At 70.9% G+C, this 20,688-nt stretch carries 22 protein-coding genes; 16 read left to right on the forward strand and 6 right to left on the reverse strand.

Going from position 1 to position 20,688, the window contains the following annotated elements; genetic code table 11:
* Positions 1–3 precede the first annotated feature (3 nt).
* Entirely contained in the window at positions 4–516 is a 513-nt protein-coding gene (locus tag KSO97_RS07855; RefSeq protein ID WP_232677642.1) for a helix-turn-helix domain-containing protein, read from the reverse strand.
* A 55-nt stretch (positions 517–571) separates the two neighbouring features.
* Between KSO97_RS07855 and KSO97_RS07860 the strand changes: the two genes are divergently transcribed.
* A complete protein-coding gene (locus KSO97_RS07860; protein WP_232677643.1) occupies positions 572–1,033 on the forward strand; it encodes a PaaI family thioesterase in 462 nt (153 codons plus the stop codon).
* A 37-nt stretch (positions 1,034–1,070) separates the two neighbouring features.
* Here the strand turns inward: KSO97_RS07860 and KSO97_RS07865 are convergent, their stop codons facing one another.
* A complete protein-coding gene (locus KSO97_RS07865; RefSeq protein WP_232677644.1) occupies positions 1,071–2,687 on the reverse strand; it encodes a GMC oxidoreductase in 1,617 nt (538 codons plus the stop codon).
* Positions 2,688–2,857: 170 nt separating this feature from the next.
* Here KSO97_RS07865 and KSO97_RS07870 point away from each other — a divergent pair, with 170 nt between their 5' ends.
* Positions 2,858–4,294: a CAP domain-containing protein gene (locus tag KSO97_RS07870; protein WP_232677645.1), complete on the forward strand. Its 1,437-nt coding sequence runs from the start codon at positions 2,858–2,860 to the stop codon at positions 4,292–4,294.
* A 53-nt stretch (positions 4,295–4,347) separates the two neighbouring features.
* Positions 4,348–4,896: a DUF1697 domain-containing protein gene (locus tag KSO97_RS07875; protein ID WP_232677646.1), complete on the forward strand. Its 549-nt coding sequence runs from the start codon at positions 4,348–4,350 to the stop codon at positions 4,894–4,896.
* A 27-nt stretch (positions 4,897–4,923) separates the two neighbouring features.
* Here KSO97_RS07875 and KSO97_RS07880 read toward each other — a convergent pair whose 3' ends face one another.
* Both KSO97_RS07880 and KSO97_RS07885 read right to left on the reverse strand, forming a co-directional pair.
* Entirely contained in the window at positions 4,924–6,162 is a 1,239-nt protein-coding gene (locus tag KSO97_RS07880; RefSeq protein WP_232677651.1) for an MFS transporter, read from the reverse strand.
* 66 nt (positions 6,163–6,228) lie between these two features.
* Complete coding sequence (locus KSO97_RS07885) at positions 6,229–7,002, reverse strand: enoyl-CoA hydratase-related protein (protein WP_232677652.1); 774 nt, start codon at positions 7,000–7,002, stop codon at positions 6,229–6,231.
* Positions 7,003–7,028: 26 nt separating this feature from the next.
* Here KSO97_RS07885 and clpS point away from each other — a divergent pair, with 26 nt between their 5' ends.
* From clpS to KSO97_RS07910, 5 genes are all read left to right on the forward strand, one after another.
* A complete protein-coding gene (clpS, locus tag KSO97_RS07890; protein WP_232677654.1) occupies positions 7,029–7,337 on the forward strand; it encodes an ATP-dependent Clp protease adapter ClpS in 309 nt (102 codons plus the stop codon).
* Positions 7,334–7,927, forward strand: coding sequence for a DUF2017 domain-containing protein (locus tag KSO97_RS07895; protein WP_232677656.1), 594 nt, complete (start codon positions 7,334–7,336; stop codon positions 7,925–7,927). The genes clpS and KSO97_RS07895 overlap by 4 nt, the downstream gene beginning before the upstream one ends.
* A gap of 63 nt (positions 7,928–7,990) precedes the next feature.
* Positions 7,991–8,521: a hypothetical protein gene (locus tag KSO97_RS07900; protein ID WP_232677657.1), complete on the forward strand. Its 531-nt coding sequence runs from the start codon at positions 7,991–7,993 to the stop codon at positions 8,519–8,521.
* Between the two features lie 8 nt (positions 8,522–8,529).
* A complete protein-coding gene (locus KSO97_RS07905) occupies positions 8,530–8,760 on the forward strand; it encodes a hypothetical protein (RefSeq protein WP_232677659.1) in 231 nt (76 codons plus the stop codon).
* Positions 8,761–8,784: 24 nt separating this feature from the next.
* On the forward strand, positions 8,785–9,354 hold the full coding sequence (locus tag KSO97_RS07910; RefSeq protein WP_232677661.1) for a hypothetical protein: 570 nt from the start codon (positions 8,785–8,787) through the stop codon (positions 9,352–9,354).
* 22 nt (positions 9,355–9,376) lie between these two features.
* On the opposite strand, the gene KSO97_RS07915 is transcribed toward KSO97_RS07910, so the two are convergent.
* The gene (locus KSO97_RS07915; RefSeq protein ID WP_232677663.1) at positions 9,377–10,657 is read right to left on the reverse strand and encodes a S1C family serine protease; all 1,281 of its coding nucleotides are present in this window, start codon (positions 10,655–10,657) and stop codon (positions 9,377–9,379) included.
* A 72-nt stretch (positions 10,658–10,729) separates the two neighbouring features.
* Positions 10,730–12,019 (reverse strand): citrate synthase, encoded by a 1,290-nt coding sequence (locus KSO97_RS07920; protein ID WP_232677666.1) that lies wholly within the window; start codon positions 12,017–12,019, stop codon positions 10,730–10,732.
* 271 nt (positions 12,020–12,290) lie between these two features.
* Here KSO97_RS07920 and rplM point away from each other — a divergent pair, with 271 nt between their 5' ends.
* The 8 genes from rplM (at position 12,291) to KSO97_RS07960 (ending at position 20,686) form a co-directional block, all read left to right on the forward strand.
* Positions 12,291–12,734 (forward strand): 50S ribosomal protein L13, encoded by a 444-nt coding sequence (gene rplM / locus KSO97_RS07925; protein WP_232677668.1) that lies wholly within the window; start codon positions 12,291–12,293, stop codon positions 12,732–12,734.
* Between the two features lie 44 nt (positions 12,735–12,778).
* A complete protein-coding gene (gene rpsI / locus KSO97_RS07930; protein ID WP_232677670.1) occupies positions 12,779–13,279 on the forward strand; it encodes a 30S ribosomal protein S9 in 501 nt (166 codons plus the stop codon).
* Positions 13,280–13,370: 91 nt separating this feature from the next.
* Positions 13,371–14,756 carry a phosphoglucosamine mutase gene (gene glmM / locus KSO97_RS07935; RefSeq protein WP_232677672.1) on the forward strand — a complete coding sequence of 462 codons (1,386 nt, stop codon included), beginning with the start codon at positions 13,371–13,373 and terminating at the stop codon, positions 14,754–14,756.
* A gap of 138 nt (positions 14,757–14,894) precedes the next feature.
* On the forward strand, positions 14,895–16,256 hold the full coding sequence (locus tag KSO97_RS07940; RefSeq protein WP_232677673.1) for a collagen binding domain-containing protein: 1,362 nt from the start codon (positions 14,895–14,897) through the stop codon (positions 16,254–16,256).
* 60 nt (positions 16,257–16,316) lie between these two features.
* Positions 16,317–17,777 carry a glycosyltransferase gene (locus tag KSO97_RS07945; protein WP_232677674.1) on the forward strand — a complete coding sequence of 487 codons (1,461 nt, stop codon included), beginning with the start codon at positions 16,317–16,319 and terminating at the stop codon, positions 17,775–17,777.
* Complete coding sequence (locus tag KSO97_RS07950) at positions 17,774–18,505, forward strand: hypothetical protein (protein WP_232677675.1); 732 nt, start codon at positions 17,774–17,776, stop codon at positions 18,503–18,505. Before KSO97_RS07945 ends, KSO97_RS07950 begins: the two co-directional genes overlap by 4 nt.
* Positions 18,506–18,551: 46 nt before the next feature.
* Positions 18,552–19,538: a glycoside hydrolase family 6 protein gene (locus tag KSO97_RS07955; protein WP_232677676.1), complete on the forward strand. Its 987-nt coding sequence runs from the start codon at positions 18,552–18,554 to the stop codon at positions 19,536–19,538.
* A gap of 128 nt (positions 19,539–19,666) precedes the next feature.
* Positions 19,667–20,686, forward strand: coding sequence for a response regulator transcription factor (locus KSO97_RS07960; protein WP_232677677.1), 1,020 nt, complete (start codon positions 19,667–19,669; stop codon positions 20,684–20,686).
* Positions 20,687–20,688: the final 2 nt, after the last annotated feature.

Consider the following 20,688-nt stretch of genomic DNA (forward strand, 5'->3'; position numbering starts at 1 on the left):
CGGTCAGCTCGGCGTGAAGGGCCGCGCGCCCGGGCCGGGCCGGGGTACGACGTCGCGTCGGCTGTCGATGCGATGGCCGTCGGCACAGACGAGCGCCGCCGTGGCCGGAGCGCCGCAGTCGCGATGCACCAGTTCGACCGGGACGCCGTCGGCATCGGTGTAGTAGCGGGTTCCCCAGTCGGACAGTGCCGCGAGGACCGGGTAGAGGTCGAAGCCCTTCTCGGTCAGGCGGTACTCGTGCCGCTCGCGGGCGCCGTCCTCGCGATAGGGCACGCGGCGGAGGACGTCGTGCTCGACCAGGGTCGCGAGCCGGTTGCTCAGCACTTGGCGGGGCAGCCCGCTGTGGCGCTGCATGTCGGCGAAGCGCCGCACCCCGTTGAAGACCTCGCGGAGCACGACGACGCACCCTTTCTCGCCCAGCACCTCCAGGGCGCGCGCGATCTGGCAGTTCTCGGTCGAGATGGACAGCGCGGGCGGAGGGGCGTCGGTGGACGTGGCGGTCGCCTCGGGGGCCATGGCGCGAGTCTAGGTCTTGTTGACAGATTCAGCCAGCATCGCCGATGCTGGATCCATGAATGAGACTCAGGAGGCCTTCGACGTCTCGACCGCGACCGGCCTGGAGCTGCTGCGGGCGATGATCGAGGGTCGCATCCCGCCTGCGCCGATCTCGGAGACGATCGGGATGGTCGACTTCATCGCGGAGGAGGGCTCGGTGTCGGTCTCGCTCGATCCCGCTCCGCGCCACTACAACCCGATCGGCTCGGTGCACGGCGGCGTCATCTCCACGCTGCTCGACACCGTGGCTGCCTGCTCGGTGCACTCCACGCTCGCGGCGGGGGAGGGCTACACCTCCTTGGACCTCACCGTGAAGTTCCTCCGTCCGGTCACCGTCGCCTCGGGCCGTCTCACCGCGACCGGACGCGTGATCCACCGCGGACGCCGTACCGCCCTCGCCGAGGGGGAGATCCTCGACGCCGCAGGCAAGCGGGTCGCGCACGCGACGTCGTCCTGCATGATCTTCCCGGCCGGCTGAGCGGCGCCCGGTATCGCGTCGAGCCGACCCTGCCGCCTCACGGCCCCGACCGGGGCGGCACCCTGCTCATCGCGCGCTCGGTCATCGCCGCGATCGTGAGGGAGGGGTTCGTGCCGAGATTCGCCGGCACCACGGAGCCGTCGCACACCAGCAGGTTGCGGTAGCCGAACGCGCGGTGCTCGGGGTCGACGACGCCGTCGTCTGGTCCGACCGCGACCACGGCCCCGCCGAGGGGATGGGCGGTCGTACCGATTCCGCGGAGCGCCTCCAGGACGGGCGTCTCGGCGATCCCACCGACGGCTGCGGCCATGCGGGTCGTCACGTCGTCGGCGAGCACGGACGAGGTGGGCACCGGGTCGGTGCGGCTCTGCTCGCTGACCAGCCCGCGCCGTCCGAGGCGGAGGCGGAGTGCACCGCCGCCGGTGCGCATGTGCAGCACCACGACCTGGCGGGCTGCCGCCCCGAACGGCACCGCCACCCTGAGCGCGCGCAGAGGATGGCGCAGCACCGTGCGTGCCCATCCGCGGCGGGTGCGCCCGGTCGGACCCTGCGGCGCCATGACGGTCAGGCCGGCGCCGAACACGGTGGCGTGCCGGCCGTACACGAGGGTCTCGACGTGGCCGCGACCCTCGGACGAGTCCAGGTGGATGCTGGAGGTGATGCTCGGTCGCGACCCGACCGGGGATCCGCCGCGCGGCATCAGCAGCGCGGGCACGTGTTCGCCGTTGGTGCGCACCTGGTCGCCGATGCGGGGGGACAGGCCCGGCAGCGCGCCGGCGCGCAGGCGGTGCAGCAACTCGACGGTGCCCAGGACGCCGCCGGCGACCACGACGCCGTCGCAGGTCAGCTCGCGACGAACCCGCCGCGCGCGCCCGGTCCGCAGCGTGACGCGGTACCCCGCGGTGCCGTCGGAGCCCGGCGTGCGCGGAGCGACGTCGACGACCTCGTGCTCGGCGAGCACCCGGACGCCGCGCCGCTCGGCCCACCACAGGTAGTTCTTCACCAAGGTGTTCTTCGCGCCGACGCGACATCCGAGCAGGCAGTCGCCGCACCGTGTGCAGCCCGTGCGCTCGGGTCCGTGGCCCCCGAAGTACGGGTCGGGGACGGTGCGGCCGGGGGTGCCGAGGAACACCCCGATCCGGGCCGGCGTCATCGCCTCCGCCCCCAGGTCGCGGCCGGCATCGGCCAGGGCGCCGGCCGCGGGGTCGACCGGATTCGCCGGGTCGGCGGGGTCGTAGGCCGCCACCCCCAGCATCCGCTCGGCCTCGTCGTAGTGCGGCGCGAGCTCGCGCGCCCAGTCGACGCCCGCGGGCCAGGCCGGATCGGCGAAGGCGACGTCGTCGGGCCGGTAGAGCACGTTGGCGTAGGCCAGCGAGCCGCCGCCGACTCCGACCCCGCTCACGATGCTGAGGTGCTGCAGCGTCGTCATCCGCACGATGCCCCGCAGCCCCATGCGGGGTGCCCACAGGAAGCGCCGCAGTTGCCACGACGTCCGGGCGAAGTCGCCGTCGGCCCATCGCCTGCCCTGCTCCACGACCACGACCCGGTAGCCCTTCTCGGCCAGTCGGAGCGCGCTGACACTGCCTCCGAAGCCGGATCCGACGACGATCCAGTCGACATGGTCGGGGTCTTCGGTGGAGATGGTGTCGCCCATGCGACCAGTGTCGGGTGGCGGGCGCTTCGCGGCGATCATCCTGGCCGGTGGGCCGTCTGGACATTTGCTCTAGTCAGCTGGGGTGGTTCGGCGCGCGCATGGCTTCAGTGACGCATCGGCGCGCCGAACTCGAGGTCATGCGACGGAGCGCAGGAGGAGTGGTCACCACGGTGGCGATCGCACTCCTGCTCGCCGCCGCCCCCCCGCCCCCCGCCCCCCCCCCCCCGCGGGGGTGCGGCCCCCCCACGTCCGACTCGGGAGGATCGCCTCCGGCCGCCCGTGCCGTCGCGGAGCCGGCGTGGCTCGAGCGGCTCAACGAGGTTCGGACCTCCTCGGGACTGCCACCGGTCCGTGCGGACGCCGGCGGGGTCAGCGGTCTCGCCCAGCACCTGACCTACCTGGCCAAGACGCCGGACCGTCTCCGCTCCGGCGCCTTCGCCAGCGGCCACTCCGAGAACCCATCGAGCCCGTGGTACTCCGCCGCCGGCGCCAAGGCCGGCAGCCGCAGCAACATCGCCTACGGGACCTCCGACGGACCGAACGCCATCGACCAGTGGATGGCCGCGCCGTTCCACGCGATCGGCATGCTCCGCCCGGGCCTGCGCTCGGTCGCCTTCGCCCGCGACAGCGCCAGCGGCAACGCCGGTCTCGACATCATCAGCGGCCTGGACTCCGACGTCCCGATCCGCAAGCCGATCCTCTTCCCGGGCCACGAGTCGGTGACGGACCTGCGCACCTTCGACGGCGAGCGCCCCAACCCGATCGAGACGTGCACGCGCGCCAGTCCGCGCGCCGACTACTCCTCGCCGTCGCTGCCGATGATCGCGCTGCTGCCGCAGGCGCCGTCGACCAACCTCGTCGCCCGACTGACCGATCCCGACGGCCGCGTGGTCTCCTCCGCATCGGCGGACCTCTGCGTCATCACGGCCTCGACCTACTACTCCACCGATCCGGTGCACGGTGCCAACGGCCGCAAGACGCTGGCCGGGGACAACGCCGTCGTCGTCATCGCCCGACGGCCCTTCGAGTCGGGTCTCTACCAGGTCTCGCTGAGCCAGCCCGGCCGGGACGACGTCGTGTGGCGCTTCGTCTACAGCACGCGACCGCTGCAACGAGCCACCCATCGGGCGCAGGTACGCCGTTCGGCGGACGTGACGATGACCGCGGTCAGCAAGGTCGTCCGGACCCGCCAGGCCGGCACCGTCTCCCGCAGGCTCGCCGTCACCGTCGACGGACGGCGCTACGTCGGGCGGGGCACCGCGCCCGTCGTCGTCGTGGCGAGCATCGAGCGGCGCGTGGCCGTCACCCGGAGCGCTGTGGCCGCCCGGACGGCGCGGGTCACCTGCGTCGCGGTGACCCGCCTCCTGGCCCTGAACTGCGCCAAGACCCACGCGGTCGACGCCGCGGCCTCCGTCGCACTCAGTCAGGCCCGTCGCGAGGCGGCCACCCTGGCCCGGAGGCTCGCTCGAGCCCGAGCGCGCGAGCTCGCCACGGCCGACGCCGAGCGCGAGGTTCGCCGCGCACCCTCGAACGCCGAGCGGCAGTCCGCCGCCACGCTCGCCGAGCGCCGCGCGGCCGAGTCGATCCGGCGGCAGCTCGGGCTCTGAGAGGTCGGCGCTCTCCCGGCGGTCGGGTCGCCGCGTAGGCGATGATGCCGACCATGGCCGTCTACGTCGCGTTCCTGCGGGCGATCAACCTCGGCGCGAAGCGCAAGTTCCCCAAGGACGCCATCGTCTCCGCCACCGAGGCGGCGGGGTTCGCCGGCGTCGCCACCTACATCAACACCGGCAACGTCCGGATCGAGACGACGATGCGCTCACGGGCCAGGATCGAGACGGCTCTGGAGCAGAGCTACCGCGACGCCACCGGCTTCGAGGTCCCGACGATCGTGTTCAGCACCGCCGAGCTGCGCGACGTCGCCCCGGCCGCCGAGCGGCTCGCGGCCGAGACCGATCACGTGAGCTGGGGCGTGCAGCACTACGTCTCGCTGCTCAAGGACGAGCCCGAGGCGGCGCTGGTGCGGGAGATGGAGGAGTGTTCGCGTCCGGGGGCGCTGGCCCGGGTGAGTGGTCGCGCCGCGCATCTCCTGGTCGGCGAGAACTACCACCAGGCGCCCCTCACCAACGCCACGGTCGAGAAGAGACTGGGGGTCGCGACCAACCGCAACCTGACCGTCGTCCGCGCGGTGGTGGAGAAGTGGTGCGGGTGATCTGCCGACGTCGCCGGAGAGCGCCGATCAGCCGGTGCGCTCGGGAGCCGCGACGACGCGCGGCAGGCGTCGCACCTGAGGGGATGCGAGCACGGCGAGCGCGATGAGCACGTAGGCGACGCCGGCCGTCGTCATCACCTCGGCGAAGCCGAGCCCTGCGGCGAGCGCCCCGAACACCAGCTGGCCCACCGGCATCGCCACGAACGAGCCGAGCATGTCGTAGGAGTACGCCCTCGAGAGCATGTCCTCGGGCACGTTCTCGGCCATGGCGAGGTTCCACGCCATCCCGAAGACCTCCGTGCCGGCACCGGCGACGAATGCGGCCGCCAGCAACAGGCCCAGATGAGGGTAGGCGCCCAGGAGCGCGATCGGCACGCCCAGCAGACTGATGCCGAGCATGCCCCACAGCAGGGGTCGCTGCAGCGGCACACGCAGCAGGACCAACGTCATGATCAGCAGCCCGATCGCCTCGGCGGAGAGCACCAGCCCCCAGCCCTGCTCGCCGATCGTCTCCTTCGCCCGCGCCGGCCCGAGGGCGAACCAGGCGCCGGAGTGGATCGCATTGAGGAAACCGAAGCCGAGCACCACCGCCCACAGCCACTGGGTCGAGCGCACGTAGCTCCACCCGGCCGCGAGCTCCGACAAGGTGCTGGGTGCGGCTTCGGCGCGGTCGCGCGCCGGCAGTCGGACGAAGCCCAACAGCACCGAGGAGGCCAGCCAGGTCAGCGCGTCGAAGGCGAGGGTCCACCCCGGTCCGACGGCGACCACCAGCAGCGCACTCAGCGTGGGGCCGAGGATCGTGAGTCCCGAGCGAGCCAGTGACAGCAGGGCGTTGGCCTGCTGGAGATCGGCCCGGTCGACGACCTGCGGCAGCATCCCGGCCATGGCCGGCATCCCGAGACCGGACGCCGTCCCGTGGCCGAGGCTGAGCAGGACGAGCGCGGAGAGCGAGGCGCTGTCGGTGATCACGAGCGCCGCGATCGCGCCCTGCAGCACCGCCGAGGCCAGGTTGGAGACCTGCAGGACGACATTGCGCGGGAACCGATCGGCGATCACCCCGCCCCAGAGCAGGAACACCACCATGGGCACGGTGTGGGCGGCGAGCACGTAGCCGAGCGCGCGCGGGTCGTCGTCGGTCACGTGCAGCACCGCGAACGCGAGCGCGACCCCCGCCATCGTGTTGCCCAGGTTGTTGACGACGCGCGAGGCGAAGTAGAACCGGAAGGTGCGCGAACGCAGCGGCGCGAACGCCTGGCCTCGCGCCATCAGCTCAGCGCTCCGCTCGCGGTCGTCGGCACCGCTCCGTCGTGCCGTGACGGCCCTGTCATGGGCTCACTCCCCGCGGAAGACCGGCTTGCGACGCTCGTTGAACGCGTTCATGCCTTCCCGTGCGTCCGCGGTGCGCATCAGCAGCGTCTGCCCGCTGCGCTCGCGTTCGAGGGCGTCCTCGAGTCCGGTGAGCGTGGCTGCGTTGATCGTGCGCTTGGTGGCGGTCTGGGCCAACGGCGCCCCCGCCGCGAGGCGGCGCACCAACGTGGCGGCCAGGTCGGCGTACTCGGTGTCCGGCGCGACATGGGTGATCAGGCCGCAGTCGTGGGCCTCCCGCGCGCCGAGCGGCTCGGCCAGCAGGGCCATCCGCATCGCCCGCGCCCGCCCGATCGCCGCCGCCACCGTGGTCGAGGTGCCCCCGTCGGGCATGAAGCCGATGCGGGCGAAGGCGAGGAGGAAGGAGGCCGACTCGGTCGCCACGATGATGTCGGCCGCCAGTGCCGCCGATGCCCCCACCCCGGCGGCGACGCCGTTGACCGCTGCCAGTACCGGCCGCGGGCACTCCACGATCGCCCGGATGAGCCCGTTGGCCGCGTCCATCGCCCGGACGTCGAACCGGTCGATCGCGTTCTCGCCGGAGATGTCGGCGCCGGTGGAGAACGCCGCACCGCTGCCGGTCAGCACCACGACGCGGACGTCGTCGTCGGTGCCCGCGGCACGGATCCGCTCGGTCATCTCGACGCACATCTCGCCGCTCAGTGCGTTGAACACCTCGGGTCGGTTCATCGTGAGCCACAGCGCGCCGTCGGTGAGGCGGACGTCGAGGTCGGAGGTCATGGGCGCGAGTGTGCCACCATGGAGCGGTGACCGCCGCCAGCCCCGTCGAGGTCGATCCGGGACTCGCCACGACCCCCGAGGACGACGCGCTCACGGTCCTCTCCACCCCCTGGGTGACGGTGGTGTGGAACGACCCGGTGAACCTGATGTCCTACGTCACCTACGTCTTCCGCAAGCACTTCGGGTACGACCAGACCAAGGCGGAGAAGCTGATGATGGAGGTGCACGAGGACGGCCGGTCCGTCGTGAGCACCGGCACCCGCGAGGCGATGGAGCGCGACGTCCAGGCCATGCACGAGTACGGCCTGTGGGCCACGTTGCAGAAAGCCGAGTGACCGGGGTGAGCGCCTTCGCCCGCCACCGTCGCAGCGGCCGCATCATCGCCACGTTCACCGGTTTCGAGGCCGACCTGCTGCGCTCGCTGGTCGGTCAGCTCGTCGAGCTCCTGCGCAACGAGGCCGCCGTCCCACGCGAGGACGTCGACCCGCTGGAGGCGCTGTTCGACTTCGACGGGCCGACCACCGAGCCGGACGACCCGGTGCTGGCGCGGCTCTTCCCGACCGCCTACCGCGACGACGAGGAGGCGGCCTCGGAGTTCCGGCGATTCACCGAGGGTGCGCTGCGCGACGGCAAGGCCGCGGCCGCGAGCCTGGTGATCGACAGCCTCGAGGAGGCCGGCCTGCCACCCCAGGTCGACGAGGGTCTGATGATCGATCTGGAGCTGGACGAGACCGCCGCCGAGACCTGGATGCGCTCCTTCACCGACGTCCGCCTCGCGCTCGCCGTCCGGTTGGAGATCGAGGAGGGCGACGAGGAGTACTGGTACGGCCTCCCCGACGACGACCCCCGTGCCCAGGCCCACGACATCTACGAGTGGGTCGGCTACCTCCAGGAGACGCTGGTCGCCGCACTCAGCGAGAGCTGACCCGTCCTCCTCGGATTCGCGGGTCGTGCAGACGCCGACGCTCTCGCGTGGGATCGTTGCGGCGTGAAGACGACGCGTGCAATCGCCGCGGCCAGCTCCCTGGCCCTGGCGCTGATGCTGACCGCCTGCGGCGGCGATGACGACCAGAAGGACACGTCTTCCGGCGCGGACACCAGCGCCGGGCAGTCGGACGAGGACGCCGGCTCGGGAGACTCGGGCGACGGTGCCGGCGACGAGGCTCCGGTGCCGCTCATGCAGGGCGATGCGTGCGACGCCCAGGTCGAGGTGACCGGCGAGGTCGCGGCCGACTGGCAGGGCGACGGCGTCGTGTCGACGTCGGAGTCCGACGTCGCCCCGCTCGCGACCTACCAGAGCGCCGACGGTGGCGCCGTGCTGACGCTGTACGCCGAGGGCAACGGCTTCGATGCCAGCGCGATCCTGCTCGTCGGCACCGACCAGTCCTACGGCACCAGCATCGATGCCGACGGCCTGGACATCGCCGACGACGGTTCGGGCGCGACCATCGACGCCGACTTCGTCTCGCCACTCGGCACCGAGACCGACGTGCACGTCGTCGCCACCTTCGCCTGCTGAGGCGACCGGTGGCAGAGCCCTCCCGCGGGGTCGGCGACGACCCGTTGACCGCCGTCCTGCGCACAGATCCGCCGCCCGGCATCCAGACGCTGCCGGACGACGTCCGCGCACGCCTGGCCGACCAGATCCGGGTCGGCAAGGCGCGCCAGGCGGAACTGGTCGCCGAGGCCGAGCGGCAGGCGATCTCAGGCGTGCCCCTGCCGCTGCGCGGCATCGTGAAGAAGGCCCTCGGTGCCTAGGCCCGCGATGACGGAGGCGCGGGGATGAGCAGCGCGACGCAGCAGGCCCAGATCGCCCGCATCGCCCGTCTCCTGCACCTGCGGGCCGAGGAGATCGAGGGGCTCGACGACGTCGCGAGCGCCGACCTGCGCGTCCTGCACGACCAGATCGCGACCTCGCTGTTCGCAGGTGGGCAGCGCCGGTTCGCCGGCGTCGCGCAGCTCTCGGGCGCGATCCCGGTGCCCGCCGCCGCCAAGCTCGCCGAGAAGTTCCTGCCGCCCATGCTGGCCGCCCGTGTCTCCGAGCTGCTCGAGCCTGCCAAGGCGGCCGAGCTCGTACGCCGCATCGGGCTCGACTACCTGGTCGAGGTGGCGATCGCGCTCGACCCGGCGCGCGCGACGCCCGTCGTCCGCTCGATCCCGGCCGAGCGGGTGGGTGAGGTCGCCCGCGAGCTGATCGCCCGTCAGGAGTACGGGGTGCTGGCGGAGTTCGTTCGCATCGTCGACGACCGGGCGCTGGCGGCCGCCGTCGTCCACGCCGACGACGACGACCGCGACGGGATCGCGCCCTTCCTCGACGTCGAGGACCTCGCCCGCCTCGACGCCCTGCGCTGACCGGGCCGCGGGTGCAGACGGGTCAGCCGTTGGTGGTGTCGGCGTCGGAGTCGAGCGTGAGGGACGTCGTGCGCTCCTGGCCGTCGCGCTCGTAGGTGACGCGGACCTCGTCGCCGGGCCGGTAGGACCGCACGGTCGCGATCAGCGAGTCCGACCCGGTGATGATGGTGTCGTCGATCTTGGTGATCACATCGCCCGCCTTCAAGCCCGCCTCGCCGGCGGCCGATCCGTTGCCGATCTCCTGAACCTGGGCGCCGTCGGTGACCAGCGCCCCGGTGGGGTCGCTCGCCACGTTGCCCACCGAGATGCCCAGGCGGGCGTGGGTCGGCGTCTCGCCGTTCTTCATCTGCTCGATGACCGGCAGCACCTCGTTGATCGGGATCGCGAAGCCCAGGCCGATCGATCCAGCCTCCCCGCCGGTGCTGCTGCCGGTGGACTGGATGGAGGAGTTGATGCCGATCACGTGGCCGTTGAGGTCGACCAGCGGGCCGCCGCTGTTGCCGGGATTGATCGCGGCGTCGGTCTGGATGGCCGGGTACACCGTCGCGTTGCCCTCGCTGTCGGAGCCGACGTCGACCGGGCGGTTCAGCGCACTGACGATGCCGGCGGTGACGGTCGCGTCCAACCCGAACGGCGACCCGATCGCCACGACGTCCTCGCCGACGTCGACCTTGCCGGAGTCGCCGATCGTGGCCGGCGTCAGCCCCGAGACGTCCTCGGCCTGCACCAGCGCGGTGTCGGTCAGCGGGTCGACACCGACGATCGAGGCCGCGGCATGGGAGCCGTCGCTGAACGAGACGACGATGCGGCCGCCGTCGCCGGCGACCGACGCGACGTGGTTGTTGGTCAGGATCAGCCCGTCGGAGTTGAGGATGATGCCCGAGCCGGACCCGCGCTCCTGGGCCCCCGCGACGTCCAGCTTCACCACCGAGGGCAGCACCGCCGCGGCGACCTGCTCGACCGATCCTTGCGGGGCGTCGGCGTCCGGCAGGCTGACGACGGGACTGCTGGTCGCCGAGCCGGACGACGTCTGCGCGCTGCCGCTGTTGCCCTGCAGCGCGGAGTAGGCGGCCGCACTTCCGATTCCCGCGCCGCCGCCCACCACCAGGGCACCAGCCAGGACGGCGGCGGCGAAGCCCGCCCGACCACGCTGGGCTGACCGCTGGGGAACGGCGGACTGCAGGGTCTGCGTGGCCGCGGGCCACGACGGCGGCGGGTACTGGTAGGGGTTGGGCGGGATGTCGGCGAAGTCACGGTAGCCGCCGGGGTCGTTCGGCGTCGGGTGCGAGGGCTGATCGTTCATGGCCTCGACCATCCCCACCGTGGCTGTGATCAGCCTGAGACCCGGCTGGCAGCCGGCGAAGAAGCGCTCGGCTCAGCTCCAGCGCTCCGAAGCGGGCGTGAAGTCGAGGCCCCGGGCGCCGATGTAGATCTGCTTGGGGCGCGCGATCTTCTGCTCCTTGTCCTGCACCAGCTCGTTCCACTGCGCCAGCCAACCCGGCGTACGGCCGATGGCGAAGAGCACGGTGAACATCTCCGGCGGGAACTGGAAGGCCTCGTAGATCAGGCCCGAGTAGAAGTCGACGTTCGGGTAGAGCTTGCGCTTGACGAAGTACTCGTCCTCGAGCGCGATCTTCTCCAGCTCCTGCGCGATCTCCAGCAGCGGGTTCACACCCGTCACCTCGAACACGTCGTCGCAGGCCTTCTTGATGATCTTGGCGCGCGGGTCGTAGTTCTTGTAGACGCGGTGACCGAAGCCCATCAGGCGCTCGTCGCCGTTCTTCACGCCCTCGATGAACGCCGGGATCTTGTCCTTGCTGCCGATCCGCTTGAGCATCCGCAGCACGGCCTCGTTGGCGCCGCCGTGCAGCGGTCCGTAGAGGGCACCGACGCCGGCGGCGACGGCCGAGTACGGGTCGACCTGGGAGGAGCCCACGGAGCGGACCGCGTTGGCCGAACAGTTCTGCTCGTGGTCGGCATGCAGGATGAACAGGACGTCGAGGGCCTTGACCAGGCGCTCGTCGGCGACGTACTTCTGCTCGCTCATCTTGAACAGCATCGACATGAAGTTGGCGGTGTAGCCGAGGTCGTTGTCGGGGTAGACGAACGGCTTGCCCTGCGCGTGGCGGAACGACCAGGCGCCCAGTGTCGGCATCTTGGCGATCATGCGGACGATCTGCATGTGCCGGTTCTCGGCGTCGCCGATCTCGCCGGCGTCGGGGTAGAACGTGGACAGGGCTCCCACCGACGCCATCAGCATCCCCATCGGGTGCGCGTCGTAGCGGAAGCCCTGCATGAACTCCTTGATGTTCTCGTGCACGAAGGTGTGATACGTGATCTCGTGCACCCAGGAGTCGTACTGCTCCTTGGTGGGGAGTTCGCCGTGCACCAGGAGGTAGGCGACCTCGAGGAAGTTCGACTTCTCGGCGAGCTGCTCGATCGGGTAGCCCCGGTACTCCAGGATTCCCTTGTCGCCGTCGATGTAGGTGACGGCGGAGCGGCAGGAGGCGGTGTTGGTGAAGCCGGGGTCGTAGACGGCGAGTCCGGGGGCGTCGTCGCCCTCGCGGATCTTGCCGAGGTCGGCGGCCTTGATGGCGCCGTCGACGATCGGGACCTCGTACTCCTGTCCGGTGCGGTTGTCGCGGACGGTGAGGGTTTCAGTCACGCGACCGACCCTAGACCGGATGGGGGAGGCGCGGTACGCCCGGCCCGCTACTGGCCAGTAGCGTGAGCGGTCGACATCGCGCGTGCGGTCGTTTTGCTCCCGCCGTGCGCCAGCCGTAGTCTTGGCGATTGCGTCATCTGCCGCTTCGCGCCGGGGTCACCCGAGCGGGGCAGTCCCGGACGATCCTGAGCCGGGCCGTGTTCGTCAGATCTCGCAGCACACCACCGGGCGGGCACTCCCGCACGGTTCCTACGAACGAAGAGGTTGCGCCATGCGTACCTACGCGCCCAAGCCCGGTGACATCACCCGGGAGTGGCATGTCATCGACGCCGAGGACATCGTCCTGGGCCGGCTCGCGGTCGCCACCGCGAACCTGCTCCGCGGCAAGCACAAGCCGATCTTCGCGCCGAACGCCGACACCGGCGACTTCGTGATCATCGTCAACGCGGAGAAGGTCGCCCTGTCGGGCAGCAAGAAGACCACCAAGCTCGCCTACCGTCACTCGGGCTACCCCGGTGGTCTGACGGCGACGCCGATCGGTCAGATCCTGGAGAAGGACGCGCGCAAGGCGATCGAGAAGGCCGTGTGGGGCATGCTCCCCAAGAACAAGCTCGGTCGTCAGATGATCAAGAAGCTCAAGGTCTACTCCGGCCCGAACCACCCGCACGCGGCTCAGAAGGCCGTCCCCTTCGAGATCACGCAGATCTCGCAGTAATCCCTCCGACGACCTACCTACCTGAGCTAGCAGAGGACATCATCGTGGCTGACACCACCACCGAGGTCGAGGAGACCTTCGAGACCGACGAGCAGGGCGTGGCCTACACGTCCGAGACCGTTCCCGGCGCGGACACCCCGTCCCGTCCGGCGACCATCGCCCCCGCCGCGGCCACCGGCCGCCGCAAGGAGGCCGTGGCCCGCGTCCGCATCGTGCCCGGCACGGGCCAGTGGACGATCAACGGCCGCGACCTCGACTCCTACTTCCCGAACAAGCTGCACCAGCAGGTCGTGAACGAGCCGTTCGCCGCGCTGCAGCTCGACGGCCGCTTCGACGTCATCGCCCGCATCCACGGCGGTGGCATCACCGGTCAGGCCGGTGCGCTGCGTCTGGGCGTGGCCCGCTGCCTCAACGAGATCGACGTCGAGGCCAACCGTCCGACGCTGAAGAAGGCCGGTCTGCTGACCCGCGACGCGCGCGTGATCGAGCGCAAGAAGGCCGGTCTCAAGAAGGCCCGCAAGGCTCCGCAGTACAGCAAGCGCTGATCCCGACAGTCTCAGCACTGTCGTTCGGTGGCCCGTCTCTGTCCAGAAGACGGGCCACCGTCGGTTTTGGCCTCGACGGAAGGATGATCGGGTGACCAGGATCTTCGGCACCGATGGCGTGCGTGGTCTGGCCAACGGAGTGCTGACCGCTGAGCTCGCGTTGGACCTCTCGGTCGCAGCCGCCCGGGTGATGGTCGACGGCGGAGAGTGGCGCGGACGCAACGACAAGGACGACGCCACCCGCCCCCGGGTGCGGCCGCTCGCGGTCGTGGGGCGCGATCCCCGGATCTCCGGGCAGTTCCTCGAACACGCCGTGGTCGCCGGGCTGACCTCCGCGGGTGTCGACGTGCTGCGCCTGCGCGTGCTCCCGACGCCGGGCGTCGCCTATCTGACGGCCGCCCTGGGCGCCGATCTGGGCGTCGTCATCAGCGCCTCGCACAACCCGATGCCCGACAACGGCATCAAGTTCCTCCAGCGCGGCGGCCACAAGCTCGACGACGCCGTCGAGGAGGCCGTCGAGGCGGTGCTCGGGCAGGAGTGGGAGCGGCCCACCGGGGGCGACATCGGCCGGGTCGAGCCCTACGGCAAGGCCGTCGAGGAGTACGTCGAGCACCTGCTCGGCACGCTGGCCGCGCCCCGGCCGCTCGCCGGACTGCGGATCGTGCTCGACTGCGCGCACGGCGCCGCCTATCAGGCCGGGCCCATGGTGCTGCGAGCCGCCGGTGCGGACGTGATCGCGATCGGCGTCGATCCCGACGGCCTCAACATCAACGACGGCTGCGGCTCCACCCATCTCGGCCCGCTGCGCGACGCGGTGCTCGCCCATGGTGCAGATGCCGGCATCGCGTTGGACGGCGACGCCGACCGCTGCCTCGCCGTCGACCACGAGGGTCACGACATCGACGGCGACCAGATCCTCGCCGTCCTCGCGCTCGCGCTCGCTGAGCGCGACCACCTGCCACAGCGCACCGTGGTCAGCACGGTGATGAGCAACCTCGGCTTCGTGCAGGCGATGAGCGCGGCCGGCATCGCGGTGGAACAGACCAAGGTCGGCGACCGCTACGTGCTGGAGTCGATGCGGGCCGGTGGGTTCGCACTCGGTGGCGAGCAGTCGGGCCACGTGATCATGAGTGAGCACGCCACGACCGGTGACGGCCTGCTGACCGCGCTCCACCTGCTCGCGCGGATGGCGAGCACCGGCTCGACGCTGCAGCAGCTGGCCGCCGTCGTCACCCGCCTGCCGCAGGTGCTGGTGAACGTTCCCGACGTCGACAAGACGCGCGCGGAGACCGACTCCGAGCTGGCAGCTGCGGTCGCCGCCGAGGAGGCGGCGCTGGCCGGCAACGGTCGCATCCTGCTGCGCCCCTCGGGCACCGAGGCGCTGGTGCGGGTGATGGTCGAGGCGCCGTCGCAGGCCCAGGCCGACGACGTCGCGCACCGCCTCGCTGTCGTGGTCAAGGAGCGGCTGGGGCGCTGATCCGCCGTGGGTCTCGACGTCCTCGACCACCGGTTCGGGTCTCGAGCTTGTCGAGATGCGCCTCTCGTTGCCGAGGTGTTGCCGTCTCGTTGATCTGACCTGGAGCGGGTGTGGTCGGTGCCTTCGTACGATGGGGCCGTGCTTCCCCGTCAGCGCCGCCTTCCGGCTGCCGCCATCGTCGCGTTCGCCGCGGCCATCGCGGCCGCCCTGCTCGTGATCGTGCCGACGTCGCCGGCGAGCGCCGTCGAACGGGGCACGGTGCGCGGCGCGATCTACCAGAACGGGGATCTGGTCGGCCGGGTCAAGATGCTCTGGTTCGACCGCAACTGGACCTTCATCGGATCGCGGATGGTGCGAGGCGGCGTCTACGGTCTGACCCTGCCGGTCGGCACCTACCACCTGCAGTTCGTCGACCAGAAGCCCGCCTACGACGTCACCAAGGCCGCGCCCGCCGATGTCACGGTCACCATCCGGCGAGGCACGGTCCAGAAGGACGTCCGGCTGACCCGCGGTGCCGCGATCGGCGGCACCGTGCGCGCCGGCGGCAAGATCGCCGGAGGTGCGACCGTCATCGCGGCGAACACCTCCGAGCAGTCGTACACGACCAAGGCCAACAGCCAGGGCCAGTACGCGATCGGCGGCCTGCCACCTGGCCGCTACTCGATCTTCACCTACGACCGCACCAAGCAGTGGGTGGACAAGTCCATCTACCTGTCGACGGTGAAGGCCAAGCCCTTCCGTCGGGTGAACGTGAACCTGCGCAAGCGGGCGGGAACGCTCTCCATCGACCTCCTCACGGCATCGGACCGCTACAAGGCGCGAGCCACGGTGACCGTGGTGAGCCGCAAGACCGGTCAGTTCTGGACCGCGCGCGCGGCCGGAGGACGGGTGACGATCCGCGGGCTCTACGCGGGGGGATACGACATCCAGTTGCCCGGGTGGGACGTGTGGCTCGGCGGTCGGGTGCGCGTGAACGCCACGGTGAAGCCGGGCAAGGTCGCCTTCGGCAGCGCCACGCTGCGCCAGCGTGGAGGCTGGATCACCGGCACGGTGCTGGACGCCTTCGCCCCCGCCTACGTGCTGCCAGGGGCGCGGGTTCGCCTCTACGACGAGCGCGGTGGCCTGCGTGACACGGCCGTGGCCGGACGCGGCGGGCGCTTCATGCTCGACGGCGCCCTGACCACCGGCTCGTACACCGTCGTCATCGACGCCGGCGAGATGTCGGGCGGCTACCTGGGCACCGAGCCACGACGCTGCCTCTACACCCAGGTCAAGGTGAGCAACGTCAGGTTGACCACGGGCCGCGGCACCGAGATCGGCGCCGCCTACCTGCCGCCGGCAACGGGTCAGCAGAAGTGCCCCTCGCCCACGGCGACGCCGACACCCACGCCGTCGCCCACGCCGACCGCCTCGCCCACCGGGACCGCGACCGCCACACCCACCCCGACCGCGACCCCGACGACGACCCCGACCGCCACCAGCGCGCCCAGCGTCCGCTGAGCGAACCCGACTGCTGACAACCTCCGGACCGCACGGTCCGCCGTCGATAGGATCACGCCCATGAGGGAGGACCTCGCTGCCGACGGCAACGCGACTCCTGGCTATGTGATGACGCCCGATCCGGGCCTGAGCGCCTACGCCGAGGAGTTCTTGGAGAGCCTCGACGCGATGCCCGAGCATCGTGCCACCGTGGGGTGCATCATCCCGGCCTACAACGAGGCCGAGACGATCGCGAGCGTGCTCGACTCGCTGCTGATGCAGACGCGACTGCCCGACGTGATCCACGTGATCATCAACAACACCTCCGACGACTCCGTGGAGATCGCCGGCCACTACGCCGGTCCGCACAGCCGTGTGACGCCGCTCGGCGAGCAGAGCACGATCATCTACGTGCACGACATCGGCAAGAACCCCGACAAGAAGGTCGGCGCGCTCAACTACGGGTACTCGCTCGTGGAGACCATGGACTACCTGCTCGGCGTCGACGGGGACACCACGCCCGAGCCGGACGCCGTCGAGCACCTGGTGAACGAGATCGCCAGCGACGACCGGATCGGCGGAATCTCGGCGATCTACTCCATCGACGACTCCGCACTCGACGGACCGATGGCCAAGTTCCTCATCGCGGGCCAGCGGACGCAGTTCTCGGCCTTCAACATGCAGAACCTGCTCAAGGGCCGCAACATGGCGGTGCTCGGGGGCCAGTTCTCGATCTTTTCCACCCAGGCGCTGCGCGACGTCATGCGCGACAGCCACCAGCGCACCCCGTGGGTCAGCGACAGCGAGGTGGAGGACTCCCTGCTCTCGCTGCAGATCAAGAGCGCCGGCTACCTCACCAAGATCAGCGCGAACGCGCGCGCCCACGTCGGCGGCATGACGACGCTCCGCGCGCTCGACGCCCAGCAGGTCAAGTGGAACTACGGCGCCATCGACCTGATGTGGCCCGGGCAGCGAGGCGACACCCGGGGCCAGCCCTTCCACCCGAACCTGCGGCTGCGCTGGTTCGAGCACTGCTCGATGGTCATCAACATCATCACCCGGCTGATGTTCGTGCTGCTGCTGGCCGGCGCCCTCAACATCGGCGCGTTCGTGTTCAGCCCCTGGTGGCTGATCCCGCCGGTCGCCGCCGTCTGGCTCAACTACCGCGTGGCGCGCTCGATGGAGTTCGCCAATCCACGCGACTACCTGTTCGCACTGCTGATCGCTCCGGCCGAGATCTACATGTGGATCCGGATCGGCCACTTCGTACGGGCCTGGTGGAAGTTCTTCACCAGCCAGCAGACCGACAACTGGGCCGCCCAGGCCAAGGCCGAGCGCGGCAAGGGCAGCGCGTGGCTCTATCCCTACTTCATCCTGCTCGTCTTCTTCGTCACGGTGGGTGCCATCTGGGTGCAACTCTCCATCCCGTTGCGCTCCGACATCCTCTCCGTCGGGTGGCCGATCCTCGGGGTCGTCACGATCCTGCAGACCGGCTGGATGACGATCCGAGCATCCAAGCGCTATCGGGGGTTCAAGGCGTGACACGCACCAACGATCGGACGACGAGCAACTGGCGCCGCGCGGCCGTCGCCACGGGCCTCGGCCTCAGCCTGATGCTGAGCGGCTGCTCGCTGTTCGAGAAGGAGGACGACGCCGTCGTGCCTCCGCCTCAGGTCAAGACGGAGGAGCTGGTGAACTCCCAGTTCACCCGCGACGGAACGTTCCAGTCCCATATCGAGGCGCGCGGCGTCCCGGGGCTCGACTTCGTCTACACGCTCTACCCGACCAAGGCGACTCCGCGCACCAACGAGTGGTTCCCCCAGGGCAACAAGTTCTTCACCTTCACCCTCCAGGCCTACGACCTCGATCGGGGCCTGCGGGACCCGTTCAAGACCAAGCGGCTGGTCTACCTCGACAGCGTCTCGGTCACCTCGCGCACCATCACCGTCGACGGCGGGCCGACGCAGCGTCCCTACAAGCTCGACGTCGTCGCCAAGCAGGCGACCTTCGACCCCGAGCCGCTGGCCACCCGGTACGGGATGCTGATCACCTCGCCGAAGGGCGCCTTCGAGCTCCGGAACCAGCGCATCGGATCGATGTCGGACGACACGCGGGGCGTCGAGCTGACCTTCCGCGCCGTCGTCAACATCCAGGTCGAGGCGGGCAAGCCGCGCTACGTCAAGCGCGCCATCGTGCAGCGCGTGCCGATCGCGATCTTCGAATCCGACACTCCGACCCAGGTGGCGAGGATCCCGATCAACGCCAACTGACACCGGCCCGATCGTGACGCTCGGTGGGGTCGGGTTCAATGAACCCATGCGTACCCGGCCCCTGCTGATCGCGGCGATCCTGCTGGTGGCGCTGTCGGGGCTCACCGGGTGCACCTCGGCGTCGGACGACGAGCCCGGCGACCCGAACGCCTCCAACCCGTTCGCGGCGAAGGCTCTCTACGCCCTGCCGAGCCCTCGGCTGACGGCGGCCGCTGCGCAGGCGGACGCGGACGGCGACGCCCGCGCCGCCGAGGTGCTCGAGGACATCGCGGCCGTGCCGACCGGGATCTGGCTGACCCCCGAGCGCTATCCGGCCGGCTCGGTCGGACCGTTCGTCAGCTCGGTGATGGCCGCTGCCGATGGCCGGACGCTTCCGCTCCTCGTGCTCTACGGGCTGCCCGATCGCGATTGCACGGGCGGATTCTCCGCCGGGGGGTTGAGTGCCTCGGCGTACCTCCCGTGGGTCCAGGAGATCGCCGACGCCGCGAGCGGTGCCGTCGTGGTGCTCGAGCCGGACGCTCTTCCGAGCCTCGTCGAGTGCGGGAACCGCGGTCAGCGGATCCGGCTGATGTCGGGCGCGGTCGATGCGCTCGTCGCGGCCGGCGTCGCGGTCTACCTCGACGCGGGTCACTCCGACTGGGTCCCGGCGTCGCGGATCGTCACCCTCCTGGAGGCGGCCGGCATCGATCGGGTCCGCGGCTTCTCCACCAACGTGTCCAACTACCAACCCGACGGCGCCGAGCTTCGCTTCGCCGAGGAGGTCAGCGACGCGCTCGGTGGCAGCCACTACGTCATCGACACCTCCCGCAACGGGTCGACCACCGGCTCGGAGGAGGCGGTCTCGGACTGGTGCAACCCGCCGGGTCGTGCCTTGGGGCAGCGCCCCGGCTTCGTCGACGACGGCACGTCGCTCGACGCCTTCCTGTGGGTCAAGCCGCCCGCGGAGAGCGACGGCACCTGCCACGGCGGCCCGACCGCGGGCGATGTGTGGATCGAACGCGCCGTGGCGCTCGCGGAGGCAGCGGGCTGGTAGGCCGCGGGCGGCGGTGTTGCTCCGCTGTTGCCGTGCCGTTGCCCTCGCAGGCACTCTGTTGATCGCCGGGTCACCGGGAGTGCACGGAGTGGCCGCGGGCTGCCCCAGCCGTTGTTAGGCTGAGGGCCGTGTCAGAGCAGAAGACGGCAGTGGTGGCCGAGGACGACGTGGACGTCCGTGAGCTGATCCAGGTCGTGCTGTCCCAGTCAGGGTTCCACGTCGTCGTCGTCGAGGACGGCGCCGCCGCGATCGAGGCCGTGCGGCAGTACGACCCGATCCTGACGACGCTCGACGTCAACATGCCCGGCATGGACGGCTTCGCGGTGGCCAAGCGCCTGCGCGAGTTCAGCCAGACGTACCTGATCATGATCACCTCCCTCGCGCAGGAGGTCGACATCATCCGTGGCTTCGAGGCCGGCGCGGACGACTACCTGGTCAAGCCGTTCCGCCCGCGCGAGCTGCGCGCCCGCGCCGACTCGATGCTGCGGCGCGCCGCCGCCGGCATGCCCGGCGCCGCACCGGCCCCGGCTCCCGCCGCCACCGAGCCGGAGGCCGAGCCGGAGTCGTGGGCGGCGACCGCCGCCCGCGAGTTCCAGGCGTCGATCGACGGCTCGCCGAACCGCGACTCCGCGCGCGAGCCGTACTCGCCGCCCCCCAGCGCGCCCGTCGCCCCTGTCGCCCCGCCCGAGCCGGCTCCGGTGTTCCAGCCGGCGCCGCCTCAGCCTGCCCCGGTCATGCCCGCGCCCGCGACGACGTCGGTGTTCGGCACGGGATCCCCGGCCGGCGCCGCGTCGCCTGCGGGTCCGGACGCCGGCGCCCCCGGGTCACTCCGCTTCTCCGACCTCTCCTTCGACACCGGTTCCGGTGTCGCCACGATCGGCGGCCGCGCTCTCGATCTCACCCAGGCCGAGGCCGACCTGCTGCTCTCGCTGATGCGCACCGGACGTCGGGTGCGCAGCAAGGCCGACCTGGTGCTGGTCATCCGTGGCCAGCAGTACGTCACGTCGTACTTCGTCAACGAGGCCGACAAGCGTGCAGTGGAGGCCCACATCGCCAGCCTGCGCCGCAAGCTCGGCGACGACGGCCCGAGCGCTCGCTACATCGAGACCGTCAAGGGCGTGGGCTACCGCCTGGCCGAGGCCGCCTGAGC

The sequence above is a fragment of the Nocardioides sp. R-C-SC26 genome (assembly GCF_021246465.1).
GTDB lineage: Bacteria > Actinomycetota > Actinomycetes > Propionibacteriales > Nocardioidaceae > Nocardioides.